General features: G+C 68.3%; 24 protein-coding genes. 13 read left to right on the top strand and 11 right to left on the bottom strand.

What is annotated here, in order from left to right; all coding sequences use genetic code 11:
- Positions 1–256 precede the first annotated feature (256 nt).
- From CA982_RS18560 to CA982_RS18540, 5 genes are read right to left on the bottom strand one after another with little or no spacing between them, the layout of a single operon-like run.
- The gene (locus tag CA982_RS18560; RefSeq protein ID WP_086536735.1) at positions 257–1,549 is read right to left on the bottom strand and encodes a DUF58 domain-containing protein; all 1,293 of its coding nucleotides are present in this window, start codon (positions 1,547–1,549) and stop codon (positions 257–259) included.
- The gene (locus CA982_RS18555; protein ID WP_086536734.1) at positions 1,549–2,631 is read right to left on the bottom strand and encodes an AAA family ATPase; all 1,083 of its coding nucleotides are present in this window, start codon (positions 2,629–2,631) and stop codon (positions 1,549–1,551) included. The genes CA982_RS18560 and CA982_RS18555 overlap by 1 nt, the downstream gene beginning before the upstream one ends.
- Complete coding sequence (locus tag CA982_RS18550; protein WP_244176361.1) at positions 2,628–3,923, bottom strand: DUF4350 domain-containing protein; 1,296 nt, start codon at positions 3,921–3,923, stop codon at positions 2,628–2,630. Before CA982_RS18550 ends, CA982_RS18555 begins: the two co-directional genes overlap by 4 nt.
- Positions 3,920–4,600, bottom strand: a complete 681-nt coding sequence (locus CA982_RS18545) for a DUF4129 domain-containing protein (protein WP_086536733.1) — start codon at positions 4,598–4,600, stop codon at positions 3,920–3,922. The genes CA982_RS18550 and CA982_RS18545 overlap by 4 nt, the downstream gene beginning before the upstream one ends.
- On the bottom strand, positions 4,597–5,727 hold the full coding sequence (locus CA982_RS18540) for a glycerophosphoryl diester phosphodiesterase membrane domain-containing protein (protein ID WP_244176359.1): 1,131 nt from the start codon (positions 5,725–5,727) through the stop codon (positions 4,597–4,599). Before CA982_RS18540 ends, CA982_RS18545 begins: the two co-directional genes overlap by 4 nt.
- Positions 5,728–5,875: 148 nt before the next feature.
- On the opposite strand from CA982_RS18540, the gene CA982_RS18535 reads away from it, so the two are divergent.
- Entirely contained in the window at positions 5,876–6,265 is a 390-nt protein-coding gene (locus CA982_RS18535) for a nuclear transport factor 2 family protein (RefSeq protein ID WP_064572124.1), read from the top strand.
- Between the two features lie 154 nt (positions 6,266–6,419).
- Positions 6,420–7,808, top strand: coding sequence for a DUF1254 domain-containing protein (locus CA982_RS18530; protein ID WP_086536755.1), 1,389 nt, complete (start codon positions 6,420–6,422; stop codon positions 7,806–7,808).
- Positions 7,809–7,836: 28 nt separating this feature from the next.
- Here CA982_RS18530 and CA982_RS18525 read toward each other — a convergent pair whose 3' ends face one another.
- The gene (locus tag CA982_RS18525; protein ID WP_086536731.1) at positions 7,837–8,517 is read right to left on the bottom strand and encodes an SDR family oxidoreductase; all 681 of its coding nucleotides are present in this window, start codon (positions 8,515–8,517) and stop codon (positions 7,837–7,839) included.
- Between the two features lie 85 nt (positions 8,518–8,602).
- Here CA982_RS18525 and ggh point away from each other — a divergent pair, with 85 nt between their 5' ends.
- Both ggh and CA982_RS18515 read left to right on the top strand, forming a co-directional pair.
- Positions 8,603–9,943, top strand: coding sequence for a glucosylglycerate hydrolase (gene ggh / locus CA982_RS18520; RefSeq protein WP_086536730.1), 1,341 nt, complete (start codon positions 8,603–8,605; stop codon positions 9,941–9,943).
- Positions 9,944–10,068: 125 nt separating this feature from the next.
- A complete protein-coding gene (locus CA982_RS18515) occupies positions 10,069–10,467 on the top strand; it encodes a DUF1214 domain-containing protein (RefSeq protein WP_158097821.1) in 399 nt (132 codons plus the stop codon).
- Positions 10,468–10,515: 48 nt separating this feature from the next.
- Here CA982_RS18515 and CA982_RS18510 read toward each other — a convergent pair whose 3' ends face one another.
- Complete coding sequence (locus tag CA982_RS18510) at positions 10,516–11,541, bottom strand: helix-turn-helix transcriptional regulator (RefSeq protein WP_086536728.1); 1,026 nt, start codon at positions 11,539–11,541, stop codon at positions 10,516–10,518.
- Positions 11,542–11,644: 103 nt separating this feature from the next.
- Between CA982_RS18510 and CA982_RS18505 the strand changes: the two genes are divergently transcribed.
- On the top strand, positions 11,645–12,094 hold the full coding sequence (locus CA982_RS18505) for a VOC family protein (protein WP_086536727.1): 450 nt from the start codon (positions 11,645–11,647) through the stop codon (positions 12,092–12,094).
- A 9-nt stretch (positions 12,095–12,103) separates the two neighbouring features.
- On the opposite strand, the gene CA982_RS18500 is transcribed toward CA982_RS18505, so the two are convergent.
- On the bottom strand, positions 12,104–12,727 hold the full coding sequence (locus tag CA982_RS18500) for a TetR family transcriptional regulator (RefSeq protein WP_086536726.1): 624 nt from the start codon (positions 12,725–12,727) through the stop codon (positions 12,104–12,106).
- A gap of 122 nt (positions 12,728–12,849) precedes the next feature.
- Between CA982_RS18500 and CA982_RS18495 the strand changes: the two genes are divergently transcribed.
- On the top strand, positions 12,850–14,325 hold the full coding sequence (locus CA982_RS18495; protein WP_144066053.1) for an MDR family MFS transporter: 1,476 nt from the start codon (positions 12,850–12,852) through the stop codon (positions 14,323–14,325).
- 25 nt (positions 14,326–14,350) lie between these two features.
- Here CA982_RS18495 and CA982_RS18490 read toward each other — a convergent pair whose 3' ends face one another.
- Complete coding sequence (locus CA982_RS18490) at positions 14,351–15,019, bottom strand: FadR/GntR family transcriptional regulator (RefSeq protein ID WP_086536725.1); 669 nt, start codon at positions 15,017–15,019, stop codon at positions 14,351–14,353.
- Positions 15,020–15,253: 234 nt separating this feature from the next.
- On the opposite strand from CA982_RS18490, the gene CA982_RS18485 reads away from it, so the two are divergent.
- On the top strand, positions 15,254–17,011 hold the full coding sequence (locus CA982_RS18485; protein ID WP_341865040.1) for a 2-isopropylmalate synthase: 1,758 nt from the start codon (positions 15,254–15,256) through the stop codon (positions 17,009–17,011).
- On the opposite strand, the gene CA982_RS18480 is transcribed toward CA982_RS18485, so the two are convergent.
- Both CA982_RS18480 and CA982_RS18475 read right to left on the bottom strand, forming a co-directional pair.
- Complete coding sequence (locus CA982_RS18480) at positions 16,996–17,328, bottom strand: hypothetical protein (protein ID WP_086536723.1); 333 nt, start codon at positions 17,326–17,328, stop codon at positions 16,996–16,998. The two genes, CA982_RS18485 and CA982_RS18480, sit on opposite strands and share 16 nt — an antisense overlap.
- A gap of 139 nt (positions 17,329–17,467) precedes the next feature.
- On the bottom strand, positions 17,468–17,758 hold the full coding sequence (locus CA982_RS18475; RefSeq protein ID WP_086536722.1) for a WhiB family transcriptional regulator: 291 nt from the start codon (positions 17,756–17,758) through the stop codon (positions 17,468–17,470).
- A 557-nt stretch (positions 17,759–18,315) separates the two neighbouring features.
- Between CA982_RS18475 and CA982_RS18470 the strand changes: the two genes are divergently transcribed.
- The 6 genes from CA982_RS18470 to CA982_RS18445 are packed head-to-tail and all read left to right on the top strand — an operon-like array spanning position 18,316 to position 23,798.
- A complete protein-coding gene (locus CA982_RS18470) occupies positions 18,316–18,699 on the top strand; it encodes a cupin domain-containing protein (RefSeq protein ID WP_058252945.1) in 384 nt (127 codons plus the stop codon).
- A gap of 9 nt (positions 18,700–18,708) precedes the next feature.
- A complete protein-coding gene (locus CA982_RS18465) occupies positions 18,709–19,278 on the top strand; it encodes a dimethylamine monooxygenase subunit DmmA family protein (RefSeq protein ID WP_086536721.1) in 570 nt (189 codons plus the stop codon).
- Positions 19,275–20,276: a PDR/VanB family oxidoreductase gene (locus CA982_RS18460; protein ID WP_086536720.1), complete on the top strand. Its 1,002-nt coding sequence runs from the start codon at positions 19,275–19,277 to the stop codon at positions 20,274–20,276. Before CA982_RS18465 ends, CA982_RS18460 begins: the two co-directional genes overlap by 4 nt.
- Before the next feature lie 5 nt (positions 20,277–20,281).
- Positions 20,282–21,805, top strand: a complete 1,524-nt coding sequence (locus CA982_RS18455; RefSeq protein WP_167383374.1) for a heme-dependent oxidative N-demethylase family protein — start codon at positions 20,282–20,284, stop codon at positions 21,803–21,805.
- On the top strand, positions 21,802–22,800 hold the full coding sequence (locus tag CA982_RS18450) for a PDR/VanB family oxidoreductase (RefSeq protein WP_086536718.1): 999 nt from the start codon (positions 21,802–21,804) through the stop codon (positions 22,798–22,800). The genes CA982_RS18455 and CA982_RS18450 overlap by 4 nt, the downstream gene beginning before the upstream one ends.
- On the top strand, positions 22,797–23,798 hold the full coding sequence (locus tag CA982_RS18445) for a heme-dependent oxidative N-demethylase family protein (RefSeq protein ID WP_086536717.1): 1,002 nt from the start codon (positions 22,797–22,799) through the stop codon (positions 23,796–23,798). Before CA982_RS18450 ends, CA982_RS18445 begins: the two co-directional genes overlap by 4 nt.
- Positions 23,799–23,812: the final 14 nt, after the last annotated feature.

Raw genomic sequence — 23,812 nt, 5'->3', positions numbered from 1 at the left:
ACTGTGCATGTGGCAGCGGAGCGTGTCGGTTGCTGTCGACTGTCGGTGTCCGTCGTCTCGCCTCGAGAGCAGAGGCTGCAGGTTGCCTGTCAAGACCAAGCTCACAATCGTCTCGGGCGACGCGCGATACAGCTGTGGGAATGCAACGACACCGGTGCCAGCTACAACACCTCACGTGATGGGCGCCGCTGGGATTCATAATTGAAAGCGGTGGTCGGACAGTCACTGTCATGACGAAGAGCGCGAGTCGCACCGGTCAGAGCAACCCCCGCGACTTGAGCAACAGATAGTGATCGGCGAGCCTGGCGGGCAGCTTGTCCGGCGGCGCATCCACCACGTCGACCCCGAGCCGACCCACTGCGGTGGCTGTTCGGTCGCGCAGTGTGAGTGTGCGGGCTGCTGCGGCGGCGTCGTAGATCTCGGTGGCGTCGGCGCGCTCGGCGAGCATGGCGTCGAGCGCGGGGTCGGCGACGGAGCCGATGATGACCTTGTACCGCTGCGCCAGTACCGCCAACGGGGGCAGCAGCGACTCCTCGACGGCCGCGGGTTCGAGAGGCGTGAGCAGGACAAGTAGTGCGCGCTGTCGCCCGATCTTGGCGACCTCGGCCCCGAGCAGCGGCCAATCCGCCTCCAGCAGAGCGGGTTCGAGATCCGCCATCGCGGTGACGAGGCTGTTCAGCAACATCGTGCGGCCGACGCCGACCACCCGTCGGTGGACCCGGCGGTCACCGGCGATGAGATCGACCCGGTCGCCGGCGTGCGACGCGAGCGCGGCCAAGAGCAAAGCGGCGTCCATGGCCGCGTCGAGGCGCGGGGTGTCGCCCACACGCCCCGCCGACGTCCGAGAGGTGTCCAGGACGATGACGATGTGCCGATCCTTCTCCGGTTGCCACGTGCGGACCACCGTCGAGCGACGCCGGGCGGTCGCGCGCCAGTCGATGCTGCGGACGTCGTCGCCCTCGACATAGTCACGCAGCGAGTCGAATTCGGTGCCCTGTCCGCGTACCCGCACCGCTGACCTGCCGTCGAGCTGGCGGAGATGGGCCAGCCGCGACGGCAGCAACCGCCGTGAGTCGAACGGCGGGAGTGCACGGACCCGCCCCGGCAGCGGCACGGACCGCTGGCGTCCGGCGAGGCCGAGCGGACCCACCCGACGAACGACGACCCGGACCGCCAGCCGATCACCGCGCCTGGTGGGGGTCAGAGTCGTTGCCACCGAACGAGTCTCCGCGCGCGGGACGGCCACGGGATGCGTGTTCCCCGACGCGCCGGCCGAGGGCTGCCAGCTGTCGCGCAGGACGCCACGGAAGGTCGTCGAACCGTGATTGGTGACTGCGATCGAACACGTCGTGCTCTGGCCGAGCCGGAGAGGACCGGGCGACGACCGCGACATGGTGATCGTCTTCGTGGATCCCGCCATCGCGATGTCGAGGCAGACGAGAAGGACGCAGAACAGCGCCCACAGCACGGGGACAGCGTAATTCGGCCAGGTCAGGATAGGCACTGCGCCGAGCAGCACCACAATCAGCAAGCGGCCGGTGAGGAACATCAGCGGGGGACGGGCACCGAGTTGATCGCCGCGTCGAGCACCGAACCCACCGACACGCCTTCGAGCTCGGCTTCCGGCCGCAACGACAGGCGGTGCGCCAGCGTGGACTGCGCGAGCGCCTGCACGTCGTCGGGCGTCACGAAGTCGCGACCGTTCAGCCACGCCCATGCGCGGCTCGTGCCCAGCAGGGCGGTGGCGCCGCGCGGGCTGACGCCCAGTGCCAGCGACGGGGAGAACCGGGTGGCCCGGGCGATGTCGACGATGTAGGCGGTGACCTGCGGCGCGACCGTCACCCGGCGGACCTGCTCGGCGCCGGCCTCCACGTCGGCGGCCGAGGCGACCGGTCGGAGTCCCGCGGCGGCCAGGTTCCGCGGATCGAATCCGGACGCGTGTCGCGTCAACACGGTGATCTCGTCATCGCGAGGGGGCAGCGGCAACGTGACCTTCAGCAGAAAACGGTCGAGCTGGGCTTCGGGCAGCGGGTAGGTGCCCTCGTACTCGACCGGGTTCTGTGTCGCCGCGACGAGGAACGGGCTCGGTAGCGGGCGTGGGTCGCCGTCGACGGTGACCTGCCGCTCCTCCATCGCCTCCAGCAGGGATGCCTGCGTTTTCGGCGGGGTGCGGTTGATCTCGTCGGCCAGCAGGAGATTGGTGAACACGGGCCCCTCCCGGAACGTGAACTCCGAGCTGGCGGAATCGAACACGAGCGATCCGGTGACATCGCCGGGCATGAGGTCCGGGGTGAACTGCACGCGTTTGGTCTCGACGTCGAGCGCGGCGGCCACCGACCGGACGAGCAGCGTCTTGGCGACGCCGGGAACACCCTCGAGGAGGATGTGCCCGCGGCAGAGCAGCGCGATCAAAATGCCTGCCACTGCCGGGTCCTGCCCGACGACGGCCTTCGCAACCTCGCCGCGCACGGCCCCGAGCGCATCGCGTGCGCGGTTCGGCGGTCCGCCCGGTCGGTGGTACGCGTTCTCCGGCGGCGGGCCGGCGGACGCCTTCGCGAACGGGTCCGACTGTGCGACAGAGTCTCGGGCGGTCGGACCGGGGCCTGGGTTGCGGGACGGGTCGACGGTCATGGTGTGTGTCGGACTTCCTTCTCGAGGTTGGTCAGTTCGGCGGTGAAGTAGACGAGCTGGGCGTCGGTGGTGGGGAGCGGACCCGCGAGCAGCGCACGGACCTCGCCGAGGTCGCGGTGTGTCGCCCCGGCCGCGGCGATGACGATCGCCGAGACCGACGGGTCCGCGGTCTCGGCCGGCGCGACGACGGCCTCCCAGTCGGGTCGGGAGAGTGCGTCGGTGGCCCGTGCCGCGTCGAACGGCAGGCCGAGATACGACGCCAGCGAACCGAGTGTGTGGATGCGCAGCGCTGCCGCGGCCCGGGCGTCGGCACCGGCGCGGTGATACATCCGGCCCCGTGCACGGGTGGTCTCGACGGCCTTGACGACCGCGGGGAGTGGCTCGGTGACCAGCGACCCGAAGCGCCGTCCGCGCCAGAGCATCAAGGCCAGAACGGCGAACACGGCCAGCACGATCAGCGGCCCGACGGCGGCCGGGATGTCGGACTCGTCGTCGTCGGACGCCACCTGGTCGGTGAAGAACGGTACATACCAGAGGATCTCGTCGGAGCTCGCAAAGATCCGGATGGCGACGCCCGCGTTGTCCTCTTGCGCCAGTCGCTCGTTGGTGAGCATCTCACCGCTGAGGACGACGTATTCGGGGCGCCCCGCGGTCCGCGGCACGATCACGAGATTCGACGCCGCACCGGCGGTGAAGCAGGCGGTCGCCGACGTCGACGTCGTCGAGTATCCGAAGGGGGTGGAGGCGACGATGTCGGTCTCGTCGATGTCGGCGGTGCGGCACCCTGCGGCGACCGCGGCCGGGCCGGCACCGTAACCGGAGGTGACGGGCAGATCGAGCGCGGTCAGCACGGTGTTGTCCGGCGCGATCAGGATCACGCGGTCGGCGTCTCGAACGCGCTCGCGGAACTGTTGAGTGGTACCGGGATTCAGCGACGACGTCGAGCTCACCACCACGGTCGTCCCCCGCTCGGGACGCGGAGCGTCGGTGAACTCGTCGAGTCCGCGCACCTGCCGCAGGTCCGCCCCGTGATCGTCCAGGATCTGCGCGAGCGCGCGGGACCCGGTGGGCTGGGCATTCTCGGGGTCGTTGCTGACGCCGGGCCCGGGCGTACCGCGAACGCCGGTGAGTGCGGTGATCCCGAGGAGTCCGATGCCGGCCACCACGACGACGATCACCAGGACGATGACCACCCAGACCCACGCCGGCGTCCTGTTTCTGGCGGCGGCCGGTCGTTGCGGCGACGACGTGACCGGCCCGGGCGGTGGCGTCGCCTGCGCGGTGCCGGTCATCGGGGTACCGCCAGTCGGCCCGGACGTGGGGCGTCGGCCTCGGCCGGTCGTGTGGACGAGAGAGTCCGCTCGAGGTCCAGGATCTCGCGGGCGGATTCGGAGTCTGCGTGGCGGTCGCCGTAGGCGATGGCGTCGAACAGGTCTGTCGCACCGCGCAACCGGGCGTCCTGTGCGGGGAAGCGGGGCCCGAGGTCGACAGCCACCTCGTGGGCGGTGAGTGAGGGCGTGTCGGCCAGCAGATCGCGCTCGATGCCGCGGCGCGCGACGGCACGTACGGCGGCGATCACGCACGCGTCGTACTGTCCCGCCGCGAAGGCGGACTCGGCGTCGGACCGGAAGTCGGCCGCCGACCGGGCCGGCCCTTTCAGCACCGTCTCGGAGGACGCCGAGCCGGTGGTCCGGGGGAGTCGGGGGTTGCGGCGGAGGTGCCGGACGACCGCGACGACGAGTCCGAGCACGAGTGCGATCGCCAGGACGATGACGATGGCGCGCAGGGTGTCGGATCCGCCGAACCAGCCGAAGACGTTGTCGGCGATCCACTCCCAGACACGTTCACCGAAGCGGTCGAGCCAGGACGGCTCGGGCGGCTGGTAGTCGGACTCGGAGAGTTCCTGCTCGGCCCACCGGCGGGCTTGCTCGTTGTCGGGGTCCAACGGCGCCGCGAGGACTCCGATCACCGGTCGCCCCCACCCGGGGGAAACGCTGTCGGGACCGACGCGGCATCGTCGTAGAGGACTGCCGGCACGACCGTCAGGACCGGTTGCACGACCATCGATGCGACCACGGTGCCGATCACCGAGAGAACGGTCGCGGCGACGCCGGAGTCCGAGGTGCCGAACCACGTGTCGGCGATCGATCCCACCAGATCGAACGGGTACATCATCGTCGTCATCGCGACCCACGCCAGCACGAGCATGACCGCCAGGACGCCGAACGTCCGCCAGAACCGGTCCGCCGTCAGCGAACCCGAGCGGGCGATCGCGTCACGCACCGAGAGTCCGTCCACCACGACCGCCGGAGCGGTGAACGCCGTGCGGACCAGCAGCCACGTGACCGGGACGAGCGCGACGAGGGTGAGGAGAAGGCTCCCGGCGAGCAGGACGAGCCCGCCGGAGGTGACGCCCAGGCCGAACAGCGCGAGGGCCGGGGTGAAGGCCGCCGCGATGGCGAGCCCGAGGAGTGCCGTCCAGGCCAGCAGTCGGGGGAGCGACCGCCGGGCGTGCCGCAGCGTGTCGACGAGGGTCGGACGTGAACCGACACGATGGCGGGTCACGGCGTGGGCGGCGACACCGCCCAGCGTGCCCGCCACGACGATCCACTGTACGAAGACGACCGCGAGGAACACGGAGAGCGGTGCGATGCCCGACGCCCACGTGCTCGGATCGTCGCGGGTGGCGTCCGCGGCCACCAGCCAGAAACTCGCGAACGCAAGCGGAACCGCCGCCGCGATCCAGGACAGGCCCACGAGGCCGAGGTACACCCGAGGTACCGCGACTGTCGTCGAGAAGATCCGCTGCAGCAGGACGCCGGCCGACACCGACGGTGGCTGCCCCCATCCCGCCCACGAGGCGTTCGGTGTGGATCCTGGGTGACCCCACCGGGTTGAACTCCACTGGGTTGAACCCCACTGGGCGGATCCCCATGCGGGCTGCGGCCCGGGCACGGTCGCCGGCTGCTGCGGCGGTGCCGGCGAACGGGCCGGCGCCTCCACCGACGGGACCGGGGCCCACTCGTCGGAGACATCGGGCGGTTGCCATCGGGGCTCACCGGTCGGCGGTGGCGGAACGCGCGGCGGCTCGGTCATCGAGAGGTGCACCGGCCTTTCCGCACGTGGGAGAACTGTGCGGCGAACGTATCAAACAACCGGGCGTGGGCGCCGAAATCATCCACCGGTTGACGGACGCCGTGCTACCGTGCCGAATTAGAACACGTTCTACTTTTCTGGAGGATTCATGACCGTGGAACAAGCCGGGCTCGCCGAGAAGATCGACGCCGCAGTCGATGCCTACATCGAGCTGCTGAATTCGGGTACTGCCGAACAGATCGCCGACCTCTACGCGGCCGATGCGACCGTCGAGGACCCCATCGGGGCCGACATCCGCGACACCCGCGAGCAGCTCGTCGAGTTCTACTCGGTGATCACCGGGATGGACGAGCGCACCGCGACGCTCAAGTGGAAGAAGATCGCCGGCGACACCGCCGTCTTCGAGTTCACCCTGGTCACCAAGACCGCCGGGCTGGCTTTCGAGATCACCCCCGTCGACATCATGGTCTTCGACGCCGAGGGCAAGGTGTCGACGATGCGCGCGGTCTGGCAGCAGTCGGACCTCAAGCAGCTCTGACAGCGCGCCGACGGGCGCTACACATCCACGCAGTTCTGACCGTCTCGGAGTCAGGCTGTGTCGGCCGCTGCGATGATGCACACTGGGTTGGCTGGTGGACCCGGCAATCCTGGCAACCCACGCGGACCACGCGTGCCCGATCCCGGAGGTTCTCGTGAGCGCATTGCCCGGCCGGTTGGGGCAGGTCCGACGCGACGGCGGACTCCCGCACCGAGACGACCTTCCTCTGGTGTTCGACGAGCTCGATTACCAGATGGCCTGTCAGGTCTACATCTGGGCGCTGCCGTTGGTGTCGTACGCGCAATGGCAGAAGGTGCACCGAGAAGTGTTCGGTGCCACGGAGTCCGACATCGTCCACTATGTGACCTACCGGGACCGGCTCGGGCTGATCACCGCCAACGCCACCACGCCGTACATCCTGAACTTCTTCGACCTGAACGACACGGGTCCGTTGGTGATCGAGCTCCCGCCGGGGCCGACCGCTGGTGGTCTGTCCGACTTCTGGCAGCGCGAGATCGGGGTCATGGGAGAAATGGGTCCCGACGCCGGGTCAGGGGGCAGACACCTCGTCATTCCGCCCGGCGCCACCGTGCCCGACGCGGCGGATGGCTTCTATCTCCAACGCGCCACCGGAATGAACATCATGTTCGGTTTCCGCACCCTCGATGCAGACCCGGCCCGTGCTCAGGAACTGGTCGACAAGGTCAGGGTCTACCCCTTCGCCGAACGGACCGACCCACCGGTGACCAGGGTGGTGTCCCCGCAGGGCCGTCCCTGGTCCGGGGATCAACCCCGCGGACTCGACTACTGGGTCCGGCTGCACGACATCTATCAACGTGAAGTCGTCGACGAGCGGGACCGGTTCTACACGGCCATGCTCGCCACGCTGGGCATCGAGAAGGGAAAGTCGTTCGCACCTGACTCGAGACTGACCACGATCCTCGAGACCGCCTCTGCCGCCGGGGAACTGATGGCCCAGGCGAATACATTCGCCAAACGGTTCCCGGGTTCGACGTACTGGGCCGACCGACACTGGGACCTCGTGCTGGCGCTGGACAACTCGAGTCAACGTGCGCAGTTCCACGATCAACTCCTCGAGAGGGCCGCATGGTTCTACGAGGCAGTGAGCTTCTCCGCAGCGATGAAGAGCACAACGCCGGGCCTCGGGCAGGCCTATCTGAGTTGCTATACCGACAGCGACGACCGGTGGCTCGACGGCGCGGAGAGCTACACGCTGCACGTGCCCGCCGATCCGCCCGCAAAGTTGTTCTGGTCGGTCACGGTGTACGACACCGACACGCGGTGCCTCGTCGACAACGACCAGCAGCGCGGCGACCGTGGTTCACGGGATGACGATCTGGCCTACAACGACGACGGCTCGGTCGATCTCCACTTCGGCCCGACCGCACCGGCCGGCCGGGAGAGCAACTGGATACAGACCATCCCCGGTGAGCACTGGTTCTCGTATTTTCGTCTGTACGGCCCGTTGGAGAGCTACTTCGATCGGAGCTGGAAGCTGGACGACATCGTGAGGTCGTCGTAGGGAAGACTCGACTCGATATCGGCAGCGGTCACCCCCGCCCGGTCGGCCTCAGCACGATTTCCTCGGGGTGGGCGTCGGCCGGGGTGTGGACGGCCTGCACGACTGCCCGGGCGACGGTCGCGGGACGAAGGAAACGCGACCCGTCGTAGTCGTCTCCCTCGATGGCGACGATGTCGCGCTGCATGTCGGTGTCGATGCGCCCGGGGAAGACGGACGTCACGCGGAGGCCCGGTTCCTCGGCGCGCAACCCGTCGGCCAGCGCACGTACCCCGAACTTGCTCGCGGCATACGGGGTCCAGCCGGGGTTCACCCGGCGTCCGGCGCCCGAGTTGATGAACACGACGTGGCCGCCGGCTGCCCGTAACGCGGGCAGGAGCAGCCGCGTGAGTTCGGCGACCGCGATGAGGTTGACCTCGAGGACGTGCTGCCATTCCTCGACGGGGGTCTCCGCGACCGGCTCGAGGCTGCTGGACACTCCGGCGTTGTGGACGAGGACGTCGAGTTCGCTGATCGCCTCCACGGCGGCCTCGACCTCGTCGTAGTCGGTGAGGTCGACGGCGAAGGTGCTCGCCCCGTCGAGTTCGGTGGCAAGTCTGTCGAGTTCGGGGGAGGGGCGTCCGCCGAGCAGGAGGTCGTGGGTCGGCGCGAGCTGACGGGCGATCTCGGCTCCGAGGCCACGGCTCGCCCCGGTGATCAACGCGGTGGGCATGCCTCGACCCTAGTGGGAATCCGCGACCGGGAGTCGCCTCGGGCTCGATGAGCAGACGCCGACGTCGCGGGGCACAATCGTCGACGTGGCCAGGTACGGATTCACCCCAACGCAGCTGTCGGCACGCGCCGCGTACCTGCTCCGAGGCAACGACCTGGGCACGATGACAAGCGCTGCGCCCAAGTTGTATCCGCACATGTGGAGCTGGGACGCCGCATTCGTCACGGTCGGTCTGGCGCCGTTGTCGGTGGAACGAGCCGTCATCGAGATGGACACCCTGCTGTCGGCGCAGTGGCGCAACGGCATGATCCCGCACATCGTGTTCGCCAACGGCCGCGACGGATACTTCCCCGGGCCGGCTCGCTGGGAGTGCGCCCGCCTGGCCGAGTGCGCGCCGGATTTCCCCGACACCTCCGGAATCACCCAGCCGCCCGTTCACGCGATCGCGGTGCAGCGGATCCTGGATCACTCCCGACGCCACGGTCGGACGACACGGGCGGTCGCCAACGAGTTCATCGATCGGCGGTGGAGCTCTCTCGTCCGCTGGCACCGCTGGCTGGCGCACGCTCGGGATCCCAACGGGCGCGGCCGGATCACGATCTTCCACGGCTGGGAATCGGGCATGGACAATTCGCCCCGCTGGGACTCCGCATACGCCAATGTGGTTCCCGGCGCGGACCTTCCGCCATACCAGCGCGCCGACCTCGACCATGTCGACGACTTCTCGATGCGACCCACCGACCTCGAGTACGACCGTTACATCTGGCTCGTCGAGCAGATGAAGCGGGCGAACTACGACGACGAGTTGCTCCCGAAGGCGATGAGCTTCGCGGTCGAGGACGTCTTCGTCAGCGCGATCTTCGCCGTCGCCTGCGATGTATTGGCGACGATCGGTGAGGACTACTCCAAACCGCGGTCGGATGTCCGGGATCTCCGCGCGTGGGCCGACCGTTTCCGCGCCGGGGTCGTCTCCGCTGCCAACGACCGCAACGGCTCTGCACGGGATTTCGACCTACGGGCCAACTCGTGGATCAACACCGAGACGATCGCGGTGTTCGCGCCGCTGCTGTGCGGCGGGCTCTCCCGGGACCGCGAACGCGCCCTGCTGCGCCTCTTCGACGGCCCGCGGTACTGCGGTCACCCGGACCTGCGCTACGCGGTCCCGCCGTCGACGTCGCCGATCTCGGCGGACTTCCGGCCCCGCGAGTACTGGCGCGGCCCGGTCTGGCCGGTGATGACCTGGCTCTTCAGTTGGGCATTCGCCCGCCGCGGTTGGACCGAACGGTCGGCACGGCTGCGTGAGGAAGGGCTCCGGCAGGCGACCGACGGCTCGTTCGCCGAGTACTACGAACCGTTCACCGGTGAGCCGCTCGGCAGCATGCAGCAGAGCTGGACCGCGGCGTCCGTCCTGGATTGGCTGGACTGACAGTATGCCCTGGTGGCGATCCGCATCCTCGTCGACCCTGCTGTGGCCGGGGACCTGGTCGCGGCGCAGCGGCTTCAGGACCTGATCGCGCACCACGTCTCGGAGCTCGGCTTCTCCGAGCGGCAGTGGCGTACTCGCAGATCTACATCAACCCGGCCACCGAGGCCGTGTATCCGGTATGCGAGACGGACCACCTCGGGCGGTCACTGACCGGAGCGCACAACTACTCGATCACGTTCGCGCCGGACGATCTCCCTCCAGCGGAACACTTCTGGTCGCTCACGATGTACCACCGGCGAGGGTTGTTGTGCGATAACGTCATCGGGCGCCATGCGATCACCGACCGGACGCCCGGTCTCGAGGTGAACGACGACGGGACGCTCGCTCTCCTCCTCCAGCACGCGAGACCGTCGTCCGCGGCGAACTGGCTACCGTGTCCGCCCGGCGAGTTCCGGGTCATGCTTCGGTTGTACGGGCCGCGGGACCTGTCCTGGTCGCCGCCGGCGATCGTGCGCGTCGGGTAGTCCCCGACGCGGCGTCGCTGCGCACCGGTGTCCGTTCATGTTCGTCGTTCACTCGGAACGTCTCCCGTACCACGTGTCGGCCGTGGTGGTGTTTCGAGCCGCGAGCATGCGGAAGGCGTCCGCGAGGTCGGCGGGGAAGACGACATCGACCGCGCAGTCGAAGCGGTTCAGCGATGCAGCCATGCCGATCCAGGACCAGGAACCGATCTCCAGGCTGCAGCAGGCGGATCCGAGCTCCTCGACGGTGCCGTCACCGGCGAACGGCGCGACTGCGCGAGCGGGCAGGTCGAGTATCACTTTGCCGCGGCACGGCCAGGTGTCGGAACCGGTCGAACCCTTGAATCGTGCACCGACGAACGATGCGGCATCCCCCGTCGGGAGGGCGCGTCGGGTGAACTCCGGGCCGGTGGGTACTCGCGGGCTCACGCGATCGGCTCGGAAGATGCGCCAGTCGTGCCGGTCGAGATCCCATGCCACCAGATACCAGCGTTGCCGTGCCGTCAGGAGGTGGTGAGGTTCTACCCGGCGCGGTGGGGAGATCTCGATCGAGCCTGCAGCGGAACGTGTTTCCGAGGAGCCGGCTGAACCTGGATGGCGCGGGTGGTCGAAGCGGAGGATCTGACGGTGATGGATCGCGTCCGCGATGGCACTCAGCACGTCCGGTGACGCCAGATCGGTGGGGTCACCGGCGGAAGTGGCGGCCGCGGGGAGCGCATCGAGGCGATGGCGGAGATGTGAGGGCATCAGTTGCCTGACGGTCGCCAAAGCGCGTGCGGCCGACTCGCCGACGTCCGCGCCGGTGGCGGTTGCTGTCTGCAGCGCGAGTGCGAGCGCGATCACCTGATCATCGTCGAACAGAAGTGGGGGCAGTCGGGCTCCGGCGTCGAGCCGATAACCGCCCTCCGGTCCCATCGTGGCGTGGATGTTGTAACCCATGGCCCGCAGACCGTCCACGTCCCGGCGAACGGTGCGATGACTGACCTGCAGGCGCTCGGCCAGGAGCGCGCCGGGCCACTCTCGTCGCGTCTGCAGTAGAGACAGCAGTTGCAGGTGCCGAGCGGTCGGTGTGCTCATCACACGAATCTAGGCGTAGTGGCGGACAGAATGTGACCTACTCGCAGGCCATCCTGGTCGTGCAGCCGGGGAATGCCTGGCGCCGACACCATCGAGGAGAACGATGATCACCACCACGACGCACCTCAACTTCCGCGGCACCGCGCGGGCAGCCCTGGAGTTCTACCGCTCGGTATTCGGCGGCGAGATCGTCCTCCGCACCTACGGCGATCTCGGGATGCCCGCCGACGCGCCGGACGCCGATCACGTGGTCTTCGGAACGGTGATGGCCGGCAACGGGTTCCGGGTGATGGCCTATGACGTCCCAGGTGCGGGAGCCGATTCGGCGCCGGTTGTCGACTCGACGAGGCGGGAGAACGGGATGACGATCACCGACGCGACCTTCTTTGTCTCCGTTCGCGGCGAGACCTTCGATGAGGTCCAGGGTTTCTGGGACGGCCTGTCCGTCGGGGCCGCCACCATCGAACCGTTCGCGGCGTCGCAGTGGAGCTCCGGTTTCGGCATGTTGACCGACCGGTTCGGGGTGACCTGGGTGCTGGACGTCGCGTCCTGACGCGTCGTCCTACAACTCCCGCATCCGACGACACACGTCGTCATAGACATCCACCAGCGCGCGGGCCGTCCCCGATGCGCCTGCGCCCTCGTTGATGTCGACCCATTCCTCGAAGGCGCATTGGACCTCCAGATTGGCGATCTCCAGGATCATCCTGATCTGGCCCCGGGTGCGCGCGGAACTGCGGTCGCCGAGAGCTTCGGGTCGTCGGCGTGACTTGTCGGCGTAGCGTCCGAGTGCTGCTCTACTCAGAGTGGGTGTCGCGAGCACGAGTTTCTGCACCCGCACGAAGTGTGCGGACACGTCGTCGCTGCGGTCGCCGAACCCGTCCAGGAGCGCTCGGTAGACGCGCTCGATGTCGGCGAGAGCCAGGGTGTCGGGATCGATCTCGGCCAGATGGTCGTCGAGTGCCTGATCGAAACCGAAGCGGTCGAAGAGCACGCACTCTTCTTTGGTCGGGAAGTAGCGGAAGAAGGTCCGCGGGGAGACCCCGGCAGCGGCGGCGATCTCGTCGACCGTCGTCTCGTCGAATCCGTTGCGCTCGAACAGTTCCACCGCGGCCTCGTGGATCTCCATGCGCGTCGCATCCCGCCGGCGGGCCCGCAGTCCGCCGGTCTCGGAGGAATCTGGCATGGATCGAGACTAGCGCGGCACCCCGCACGGGTGGCACCTACTGCCACTGCGGCAGTCTCTGCCACCTTCCGGTAGCGTCGTTCTGTGACCGACCGGACGACCGACGCGATGGAAGAACGACAGTGACCGAGAATGCAGCCCTGCAGGGCACCGGCAACCGCACCGACACCAGCACGGAGCGCAGCGCCGTGCTACTGATCGGCGTGCTGCTGGTCGCGGCCTTCGTGGTGATCCTCAACGAGACGATCCTGAGCGTCGCGTTGCCCACCCTGATGGCCGACCTCGACATCACCGCCGCCACCGCACAGTGGCTCACCAGCGGATTCCTCCTGACCATGGCGATCGTCATCCCGATCACCGGATACCTGATGCAGCGGTTCACGCTCCGCTCCATCTACATCGCGGCGATGACGCTGTTCACGGTCGGTACCCTCGTTGCCGCGCTCGCCCCGGGATTCGAGCTCCTGATCGTCGCTCGCGTGGTGCAGGCGTCCGGCACCGCATTGATGGTCCCGCTGCTCATGACGACGATCCTCAACGTCGTGCCAGAGCAGAACCGCGGCCGCACAATGGGGCTCGTCTCCATCGTCATCTCTGTCGCGCCGGCCATCGGGCCCACGGTGTCCGGTCTGATCCTGCAGTCCCTCAGCTGGCGAGCGATGTTCTGGATCGTGCTGCCCGTCGCGATCGGCGCGCTGATCCTCGGCGGGGTGTTCGTCCGCAATGTCACCGAGCGGCGGCCGGCGCGACTCGACATCATCTCGGTCCCGCTGTCGGCGTTGGGCTTCGGTGGGGTCGTCTACGGGTTGAGCAGCATCGGGGAATCCGCGGGCGGGCACGCGCCGGTCCCGCCGTGGGTACCGCTGGTCGTCGGCGCCGTCGCGCTGGCGCTGTTCGTCGCGCGACAGCTCACACTCGCCGACCGCGGTCTGGCGCTGCTCGATCTGCGGACCTTCGCGATCGCACCGTTCCGGCTGGCCGTCGTGCTGATGGCGGGCTTCATGCTGACGCTCTTCGGCGCCCTCATCCTGCTGCCGCTCTTTCTGCAGAACGTGATGGGCAAGGACGTCCTGACCACCGGCCTCGTGCTGCTGCCCGGCGGTCTCGTGATGGGATTGCTGGCGCCGTTCGTGGGAGCGTTGTTCGACAAGGTCGGCGCACGACCGCTGGTCCTACCCGGCACGGTCGCCGTCAGCGCGGGGACCTGGTTGCTCACCACGCTCGACGCCGGGTCGTCGTTGGGCATGGTGATCGCGGCCCACGTGATCCTCAGCGCCGGCATCGCTTTCGGGCTGACCCCGCTGATGACCTCGGCGCTGGGTTCGCTGAGCCCGGAACTGTACTCACATGGCAGCGCGACGGTCAGCACCATCCAACAGGTCGCCGGAGCGGCCGGCACCGCGTTGTTCATCACCCTGATGTCCCGGGGTACGCAGTCGGCCGTCGACGACGGGGTCAACCCGCTGCAGGCGGGTGCCGACGGCATCCATCTCGCATTCGTCGTCGCGGCCTGCCTGTCGGTCGTTCTCATCGCGGCGGCCGCGCTCGTCCGAGGCCGAACCGGTGCGCCGACTGCCGGAGTGCCCGAGCCGGTCTAGCCGGGCCGGACGTTCGCCGCCGGCCTCAGCTGAGCAGTTCCTTGAGCACGGTGAGGTGCGCCCGGGTGAGAGCTGCGGCCGCTTCGGGATCGCGTGAGGCGATCGCTTCGAAGATGTGCTCGTGAGTGTCCTGGTCGACGTCGTCTCCGTGGTGGCCGCGCAGGCGGAGCATCCCGGCCATGGCCCGACGACTCCGGGATTCGAAGCCGTCGAACAGTTCGAGCAGCACCGGACTGTGGGCTGCGACGATGATGCCGCGGTGAAAGGCGAGGTCGGTCTCGACATGCACGTCGAGGTCGGCACGGTGGCGGTTCCGATCGTCCAAAGCCCCTCGTAGAGAACGAAGCTCGGCAGACGTGCGACGTTCGGCAGCAAGAGCGGAAGCCTCGACCTCGATCGCGGTCCGTGCCTCGATGACCGCGACGATGTCTGCGCGCTGGAGGATCACCACCCAGCTCGCGGGGATGTCGGTGGCAGTGACGAACACGCCGGCCCCTTGGCGGGTGGCGAGGACACCGCGACCCGCGAGGATGCGGATCGCCTCCCGCGCGGTGGACCGGCCGACGCCGAGCTGGGGGGCGAGCGTCGTCTCACCGGGCAGTTTGCCGCCGACCTCCCATTCCCCGTCGCGGATTCGCGTGAGGAGGAGTTCGGCGGCCTGCTCGGCGAGGGATTCGCGGCGCACGGTCGGCATGGGGGCATTCTTCCATCGCGCACAACTCCTCTACTTGTCTGAGGAGTTGTGGTAGCTTGTGCGTCGTGTCCGACTCCTGGTCTCTCCTCCTTCGCCGCCACGGCGGGGCCTAGCCTGACCGGCTCCCCGACGTGGGGCCGAAACACGCGCCGGTCGACCGACTGTGAACGACCCGGACAGGACCAGGCAATGACCAGCAGCAGCACCTCTTCGACACTTTCCACGCCCACGGACATGATCCCGGCGGGCGCGCCGGCGTGGAATCGGCAGCGCCACTCGCAGATGCCCTCACATCGCTACCGAGATGTGTACTCGCGGGTCTCGGTACCGCTCACCACCCGCGACTGGCCGGCCAACCGGTTGACCCATGCGCCCCTGTGGGTGCCGGTTGATCTGCGCGACGGGAACCAGGCACTGGCCGAGCCCATGGACCCGGCGCGCAAGCGGCGCTTCTTCGAGCTCATGGTCGCGATGGGCTACAAGGAGATCGAGGTCGGTTATCCCTCGGCCTCGCAGACCGACTACGACTTCGTCCGTCTGATCGCGGAGACCGACATCGCTCCGGACGATGTGGCGATCGTGGTGTTCACGCCGGCGCGACGCGAGTTGATCGAGCGAACCGTGGCGTCCATCGGTGGAATCCACAACCAGGTCGTGATCCACATGTACACCGCCACCGCACCGACGTGGCGCGACGTCGTCCTCGGCCAGGATCGAGACGGATTGCGGGAGTTGATCACGGCGGGGGCCCGCGACGTCCTCGAATTCGCCGGGCACCTGCCGAACGTGCGCTTCGAGTTCAGCCCGGAGGTGTTCAACCTCACCGAACCCGAGTACGCCCTCGACATCTGCGACGCCATGACCGAGCTGTGGGAGGCGACCCCGGAACGGCCGGTCATCCTCAATCTGCCCGCCACCGTGGAGATCGCGACGCCGAACGTGTACGCCGACCAGATCGAGTACATGCACAAGAATCTCGCTCGTCGCGATGCGGTGATCCTGTCCGTTCACCCGCACAACGACCGAGGCACCGGAATCGCCTGCGCAGAGCTCGCCGTCCTCGCCGGCGCGCAGCGCGTCGAGGGATGCCTCTTCGGCAACGGCGAACGCACCGGGAACGTCGATCTCGCCACCCTCGCGCTGAACCTGCACGCCCAGGGCATCGATCCGATGATCGACTTCTCCGACATCGACGAGATCCGCCGCACCGTCGAGCACTGCAACCGTATCGAGATCCACCCGCGCCACCCGTACGTCGGAGACCTCGTGCACACTGCCTTCTCCGGCACGCATCAGGATGCGATCAGCAAAGGCTTCGCCGAGCACCGTTTCCGGGCGACCGCCGAAGGCCGGCCCGAGCGAGACCTCGAGTGGAGAGTGCCCTACCTGCCGATCGACCCCGCGGACGTCGGACGCAGCTACGACGCCGTCATCCGGGTCAATTCGCAGTCCGGCAAGGGTGGCATCGCCTACCTGCTCGAGACCGGATACGGCATCGAACTGCCCCGCCGGCTCCAGATCGACTTCGCTCGTCACGTTCAACAGCACACGGACGAGACCGGCAGCGAGGTGACCGCCGACAACCTCTGGGACATCTTCCACAGCACCTATCTCGCGATCCCGGCCGACGCCCCGGTCGAACTCGTCGGCGTCGTGACGGATGACCGGAGCACGACGATCACGATCCGTGCGAGCGGCGGTGAGACCACCACCAGCCATGACGGCGTCGGCCCCGTCGAAGCGCTCACCGCGGCACTCGCCGACATCGGGTTCGCGGTCGAGATCCTCGGTCTCCACCAGACGAGCACTGGCGCCGGGAACGAGAGCACGGCGATGACGCTCGTCGAGTATCGCAATGGTCAGCAGGCCGGATGGGCCGCGGGGACGGACCGATCCGTGCTCACCGCTTCCCTCACCGCGGTCGTGAACGCGGCGACGGCCGGGGTCGGGGCGCTCGGTTCTCGACGCCGCGCCGGTCACCGGATTCGGTAATCCAGTAGGCCGGACCAGAACTCGTCGGGAATCTCCTCGCCGGCGCGCAGCACCTGGGCGAGACCGGCGGCCATGAACACGCCGAGCAGCCCGAGCCACAGCCCGGACACCGAGATCGCGACCCAGGCGATCACGACGGCAACCGGCCACGGGTCGAGCATCAACAGGACCGGCGCGAAGAAGAAACCCGTCCCGATGAACCAGGACGACAGGGCCCGGTCGCACCGCATCACGGCCGTCAGCCAGCGTGGACTCGTCGTCGTGGGCGCACCGCGCGCAGGGGGCCGCGGGCTCGCGATGGTCGGGTGAGTGGTCATCGGGACACCTCCTCCGGGAATCGTCGTGATCCCAGAGTCGGCGTCGGACGTCGTGAGAGCCACTACCTCTCAGGTAGCCGCGACGCCGGTGGCCGGGTCGCGCGTCGCGGGGTCGGCCAGGCCGGCCTCCCGCTCGGGGTCATGCCGTCGTCCGGTGGTCCTCGTGCGGCATCGCCTGCGGGAAGCCGATGGAGCGCAACCGGTCCAGTGCATGGGCCCGCGCCCGGTGCTGATTGCCGGGCGGCGGGACGTAGACACCCGCCCAGATCCCGGTGAGGTGGGTCGGGTCGTCGAGGGCGAGGCGGGCGCAGCTGGAACGGATCGGACAACGGACGCACCCGTCGAGGGCGTGACGGTTCGCCAGGCTCCGGGCGCCGGCCGCCTGCTCGGGGAACCACGCGTCCGGGTTCGAGGTACAGGTGGGCCGCACGTCAGACCCTCCGCCGGGGTCGAAGCACACCGGTCGCACGACGTGTCGCGTCCGCGTGTCCGGCGGCGGCGACCATCGTCTCCCACTGACGTCGTTGTCCCACAGATCCCTCCGATCAAACTGAGAACGTATGTTGTCAGAGTCTGTCACGGGGCGCAACACCGACCGTGGGATACGTTGCCGCCCTGCGCGAAGAGGCAAGATGTACGCGTCGGGCCGGGAGACTCGACCGCTGGGCACCGGGCCGCCGGGCGGTGCCCGGCTGGGTTCTCAACCGGGCACCTGGGCCGGATCGCTCGCATGAGGCGGAACCGGCTTGCCGTCCGCGGTACCCGTCGTGCCGGGGCCCGAAACGAGCAGCGCCGGTGCGCGGTGTCGGAGGCGGGTCGGGTGTGTAGCACGGCATTACAGAGCCGTCACACGTCCGAAACACAATGCTTGTTTCATAAGAGGGGACAAAGTCCACTGAGGGGAGTCATCGCCCTGCGGCGGATCCCCGAAAGTCATCGACGTACCGCTTCCCGCGAGTACGCCCCGTGAAACCGTGAAGGAGCATCGTGACCATCGAGAGTGCCAAGGCGTTGGAGTTCCGCGTGACCAGCGGCGGATACGAGGATCTGCCGAAGATGCCCGAGGCCGAGTACCCGGGCACCGAGGGCTTCATCGGAGACGTCTACGAGAACCCCGACGGAAGTCCCATGTGCAGCGGCTATTTCGAGCTGCGCCACACCGACGAACCGCTGTACTACGAATACGAGTACGACGAGATGAAGGTCGTCCTCGAAGGTGAGTTCCTCCTGGAGAACAAGGAGACCGGGCAGAAGACGGTGGCCAAGGCCAAGGACGCGATCTTCTTCCCGAAGGGATCGAAGATCTACTTCAGCACCCCCGACTACGCGCTCGCCTTCTACACCGGGCTGCGCGACGCCACCCTCCTCTGAGCCGCGGCCATGTCGCAGATCGCCTTCTCCAGCGTGCCGACCTGGGCGCGCCCCGGTGATCCGAGCCAGGTGACGTCGCCGATGCCGACCGGCAGTTCCTATGTGCTGGTCGGTGTCGGGGACGTCGCCGAGACCCTTGCTCGCTGGGAGTCGGATCTGCCACCGCGTGCCACCCGGCGTATCCACTCCGACACCGACTCCGCAGCCACACTCCTCGCCGGCGTGCTGGCCGACGCCGTTGTCGGCGTTCGGGTCTGGATAACCGCGGAGGTCGGATCGGCACTGGCACTGCGTGCGGTCGCGCTCGGCGCCGGGCTGGAGGACGACGAGATCGCGGTCGCGCCGGTGAACACCGGGCAGGGGGTCGTCGTGGAGGTCTTCTGCGCACACTGTCGAGCGGTGACCCGGACAACCGCCGCCGTCGACGACGTAGTCCCGTGTGCCGGGTGCCGCCGTGACCTGCTCGTGTACCACCACGTCTCACGCCGAACCGGGCAGTACCTCGGTTTCATGGTCGACGCCGAGACGGCCCAACCTCTTTGTCCGGGTACCGAATCAGTCGAGGAAACCGTCTCATGAACACCGGAGTCGCCGAGATGAGCACGACCGAGCCCGCTCTGCGCCGCGCGTCTGCCGCGGCGACGAGGCAACTCGTCGTGACCGCAATCGAGAACCCCACGCGGGACATCCGCACGATCACTCTCGCCGACCCCGACGGGAACGCGCTGCCCGGATACGTCCCGGGCAGCCACCTGGTCGTGCACGCGGGCCCCGTCACCAACGCCTACAGCCTCACCGGTGACGGCACACATCCGTCGCACTATTCGATCTCGGTGCTGCGCCACCACGACGGGAAAGGCGGGTCGCGCTGGCTCCACGACGAGCTCGACGTCGGCACGACCGTGACCGTCGGTGTGCCGCGCAGCGCGTTCGCACCGATGGCCCGGGCGCGCAAGCATCTCCTGATCGCCGGCGGGATCGGGATCACGCCGATGGTGTCGCACCTGCGCGCCGCGGTGCGGTGGCGTCGTGACGTGCAACTCCTCTATGTCTTTCGCGAGTCGGCCGCGGCTCATCTCGACGAGGTCACCGCGCTCGCCGGGATGCGTGCCGAATTGTTCACCGACCGTCTCTCTTTCGCCGATCGTCTCCCACGGTCGCTGCGGACCCAACCGATCGGGACGCACCTGTACGTGTGCGGGCCACCGGCCATGATCGACGCCGTGGTCGACGCCGCCGCGGACGCAGGCTGGCCCGGGTCACGGGTGCACCACGAACGTTTCGGTGTCGGTGCCCTCGACGACGGTGACCCGTTCCGCGTGGCGCTGACGGCATCGGCCCGCACGGTCGACGTGCCATCGGGGACGAGCCTGCTGGATGCCCTCGAGAACGAGGGTGTCGTCGTGCCGAATCTCTGCCGTCAGGGAGTGTGCGGCCAATGCCGCATCCCGGTCGCCGGCGGTACCCCGATCCACCGCGACCTCTACCTGAGCGCCGAGGAGAAGAACGCGGGAACTGCCATCATGCCGTGTGTCTCACGCGCGGCCGCCGCGAGCATTCTGGAGGTTCCGCTGTGACGACCATGTCCGACCCGTCGACCGGGGCCGACGCACTGGCCGGCCTCGTCGCCGGTTTCCCGTTCCCGTTCCCCGAGGACCGCTATCGGTACAGCACGAACGTCGAACCCGCTCAGACGCCGGTGACCACCGCGGCCGGCCGATGGGGCGCTGCGGTGGTCGACATCGACTCGGAGTACCGAGACGAACTCGACCGACGCGCGATGATCCTCGCCGCCGATCCAACCCGCCACGCGGTGCTGCCGCACATGGTCCCGGCCGCGTGGGACGCGATGCTGACCCTGATGCGAGAGCTCGACGAAACCTATCCCGAACAGATGCGACTCCGGCCGACCGGCGCCGACACCTGGCTGTGGCGCAACGAGATCCTGGGGATCGAGCAGCGCTTCCGCTATGGCGATCCGGCGACTCTCCCTGAAGAACCGTTGCGCTACATCACCTCTCAGATCCAGGAGGACATCGCGCTCCTCGACCAGCGCAACGACCAGCTGTACGTCGACGCCGGCGTCGTCACCTTCGCCGCCGACTGGAGCTTCGGCTTCGACGTCGGGATGAGTTTTCTCGAGATCCACGGCCCGGTGCCGCGCGTACGCCAGGAAGGCGTGATCACCCGCGCACACGAGTTCCTCAAGCGTCTACAACCCCATCAGCCCTACCGGCGGACCAACTGGACCTTGACCATCGACCGTCGACTCGACGTCTCGACCGAGATCTACCACGAGTGGGGGCCCGACCGGGAGACCATCCAGCGGGTGTCCGACGACGAGTTCGGTAGACGGGTGCATCTCCGGGTGGAAGTGCAACATCTCATCCGGTTACCCGATTCGGGTGCGGTGATGTTCCTGATCCGGACCTACATGCTGCCGCTCGAACAACTCGCGAGCGTCGAGGTCTGGCGTCGGCGCACCGCGGAGGTGTTGGCCGAATTGCCCGGTGACATGGCCGATTACAAGGGCATCATCAAGTTCCGGGATCGTGCGGCGCAGTGGCTGCGCGGTGCCGCGCCCGTACCGACCACGACACCCGGTCCCGGGATGCCGCGCTGGCCCACCTCGCCGCCGGCCGTCGACACCTCCGGGTCCGAGTTCCTCGTCGTGGCGATCGGAGACGACGCGGGGGTCGCGCATGTGTCCCGGAACTGGGTCGCGGCGGCTGAGGCTGCCGGCCCGACGCGGCTGCTGGTCCTGGATTCCCTCGTCGGATCGCACGACCGCTCGGCTCTTCGGACGGCTCTGGCCGAGTGCCGCATCGGCACCCGGATCCTGGTGACCGGTGGACAGTATGACGTGATGACCGCGCTGGCGATGGCTCGCACTGCCGGCGCGGTGGCAGCCGAATTGTCGTCCTATGTTACCCACACCCGCGACCTGCCGCTCTACTGCGCGCACTGCCGGGACACCTTCTGTGTCGATGTCGTCGTCGGCGGGGTCGTCGCGTGCCCCGGGTGTGCTCGGGATCTCGAAGTGCACGAACACCATTCGCCGGTGGTCGGAGGTTTCCTGGGTTCCGCCGCGGGTGGCGACGCATGACCGCGCCCGTGGTGGGGGAGTATCCGGCTCATCTCCACCCCGCCTACGTGACCGGTCCCCGGCCGATGCGCGTCCTTGCGGTGCGCCGACTGACCGACGACGTGACCCATTTCCGGTTCGGATCGGTCGACGGCGCCGCGCCGGTCCTGACCGCGTATCAACCGGGCAGCCACCTGATCATCGCCGCAGGCGGACAGCGAAACGCCTACTCGCTCGTCGACGACGGGATGTATCCGACCAGTTATGGCATCTCGGTGCTGCGTCGAGGTGCCGGCGGTGGTTCGGACTGGTTGCACGACAACCTCATCGAGGATTCCATCGTCGAGATCGAGGGTCCGCGTTCGATGTTCGCCCCGGTGCTCGATCAGCGAGGGGCACTGCTCGTGGCCGGCGGGATCGGGGTGACGCCGGTGCTGTCCCATGCCCGTGCGCTCGCCCGTGACGGACGTCGCACCGACATCGTCTACTCATATCGCCGCGGCAGCGGTGCTCATGCCGATGATCTGCGAGCTCTCGCGGCGCAACCCTCCGTGACGCTGCACGAGGTGTCCGGTGCCGTGGCGACCGCGGAGCTCATCGCCGATCGGTTGCGTGCCCAACCGCTGGGCACGCATGCCTACGCGTGCGGCCCCGCGTCGCTGCTCGAGGTCTACACGCGGCTCGCGGACGCCGCCGGGTGGCCCGGCGCGCGCGTCCATCTCGAGCGATTCACCGCGCCGGAGCAGGAGCCCGGCGACCCGTTCACGGTCACGGTGGCGTCCTCCGGTGTCCGCGTCGACGTGCCGGCGGGTGTGTCGCTGCTGCAGCGACTGCGCGACACCGGGATCCCGGTGTCCAGTCTGTGCCGCCAGGGCGTGTGCGGGGAGTGCCGCATCCCGGTGCGGAGCGGTCGGATCGAGCATCGTGACTTCGTCTTGACCGACGACGAGAAAGCGGCGGGGGACGCCATGCTGTGCTGTGTGTCGCGCGGCGAGGACATCGAGGTGGACCTGTGAGCATCGATTCGTTCCCGACCCGGAGGGTCGACCACCTGGCGAACCTGCCGTGGCCCTTCCCGGACGACCTGGACGAGTTCTCCTACACCGTGAACGTCGAGCCGGCGCGGAACCCGCGGCCGACTCGCGGCGGCGAATGGGGTAGGCACCTGGTCGATCTCGGCGGCGCCGAGTACCCGGAGATCATGGCCGAGCGCCGGCGCATCCTCGACGCCGATCGGACACGCGTGCGGGTGCGCCCCGGTATGGAACTCGCGTGCTGGGACCTGCTCCTGTACTACTTCCGCGATCTCGCCCACGCCTACCCCCGCGACATGACGCTCCTCGAACACGGCGACGGCCGATTCCGCTGGCGGAACCGGCTTCTCGGCACGGATCAGAGCTTCGTCCTCGGGGACGCGGCCACGCTCCCGTGCGGCCCGATGGAGTTCCTGGCCCGAGAGATACCCGACGACCTGTTGCTCGTCACCGAACGCGACGGCCACCTGTACTTCGACGCCGGCGTGGTCACCTTCGCCGCCGCATGGTCGGTGTCGTTCGACGTCGGCATGGACATGTACGAGATTCACGCACCCGTTCCCCGCATGCTCCGCGAAGGCATCGTCGCCCGCGCCGAGCAGTTCCTGCGCAGGCTACCCGCCGATCAGGTGTACCGCCGGGTGAACTGGACGCTGTCGGCGTCGGACTCACACAAGCTGGACGTCAGCCTCGAGGAACTACCGGAGTGGGCCGGCGACGTCCCGGGCATGGTCGCCGATGGCGATTTTGCCCGCGCACGACTGCGAATCGAGCTGGAACACTTCGTCCGGTTGCCGATGACGGGTGCGGTGACGTTCAATATTCGGACATTCATGGCCTCACTCGAGGAGGTGAAGCGCATTTCCGAGTGGGCCGGTCAACTGGCGACCGTCATCGAGACGCTCGGCGAGGACATCGCCGCCTACAAGGGATTTCTCGACTATCGCGACAGTGTCGTCGCCTATCTGCGCGGTCAATGATGCCCGTGAGCTCC

This window comes from Gordonia lacunae (genome assembly GCF_002149015.1).
Taxonomy (GTDB): Bacteria; Actinomycetota; Actinomycetes; order Mycobacteriales; family Mycobacteriaceae; genus Gordonia; species Gordonia lacunae.
The sequence above is the reverse complement of the archived record's forward strand: the minus strand, read 5'-3'. Positions and strand labels throughout refer to the sequence as shown.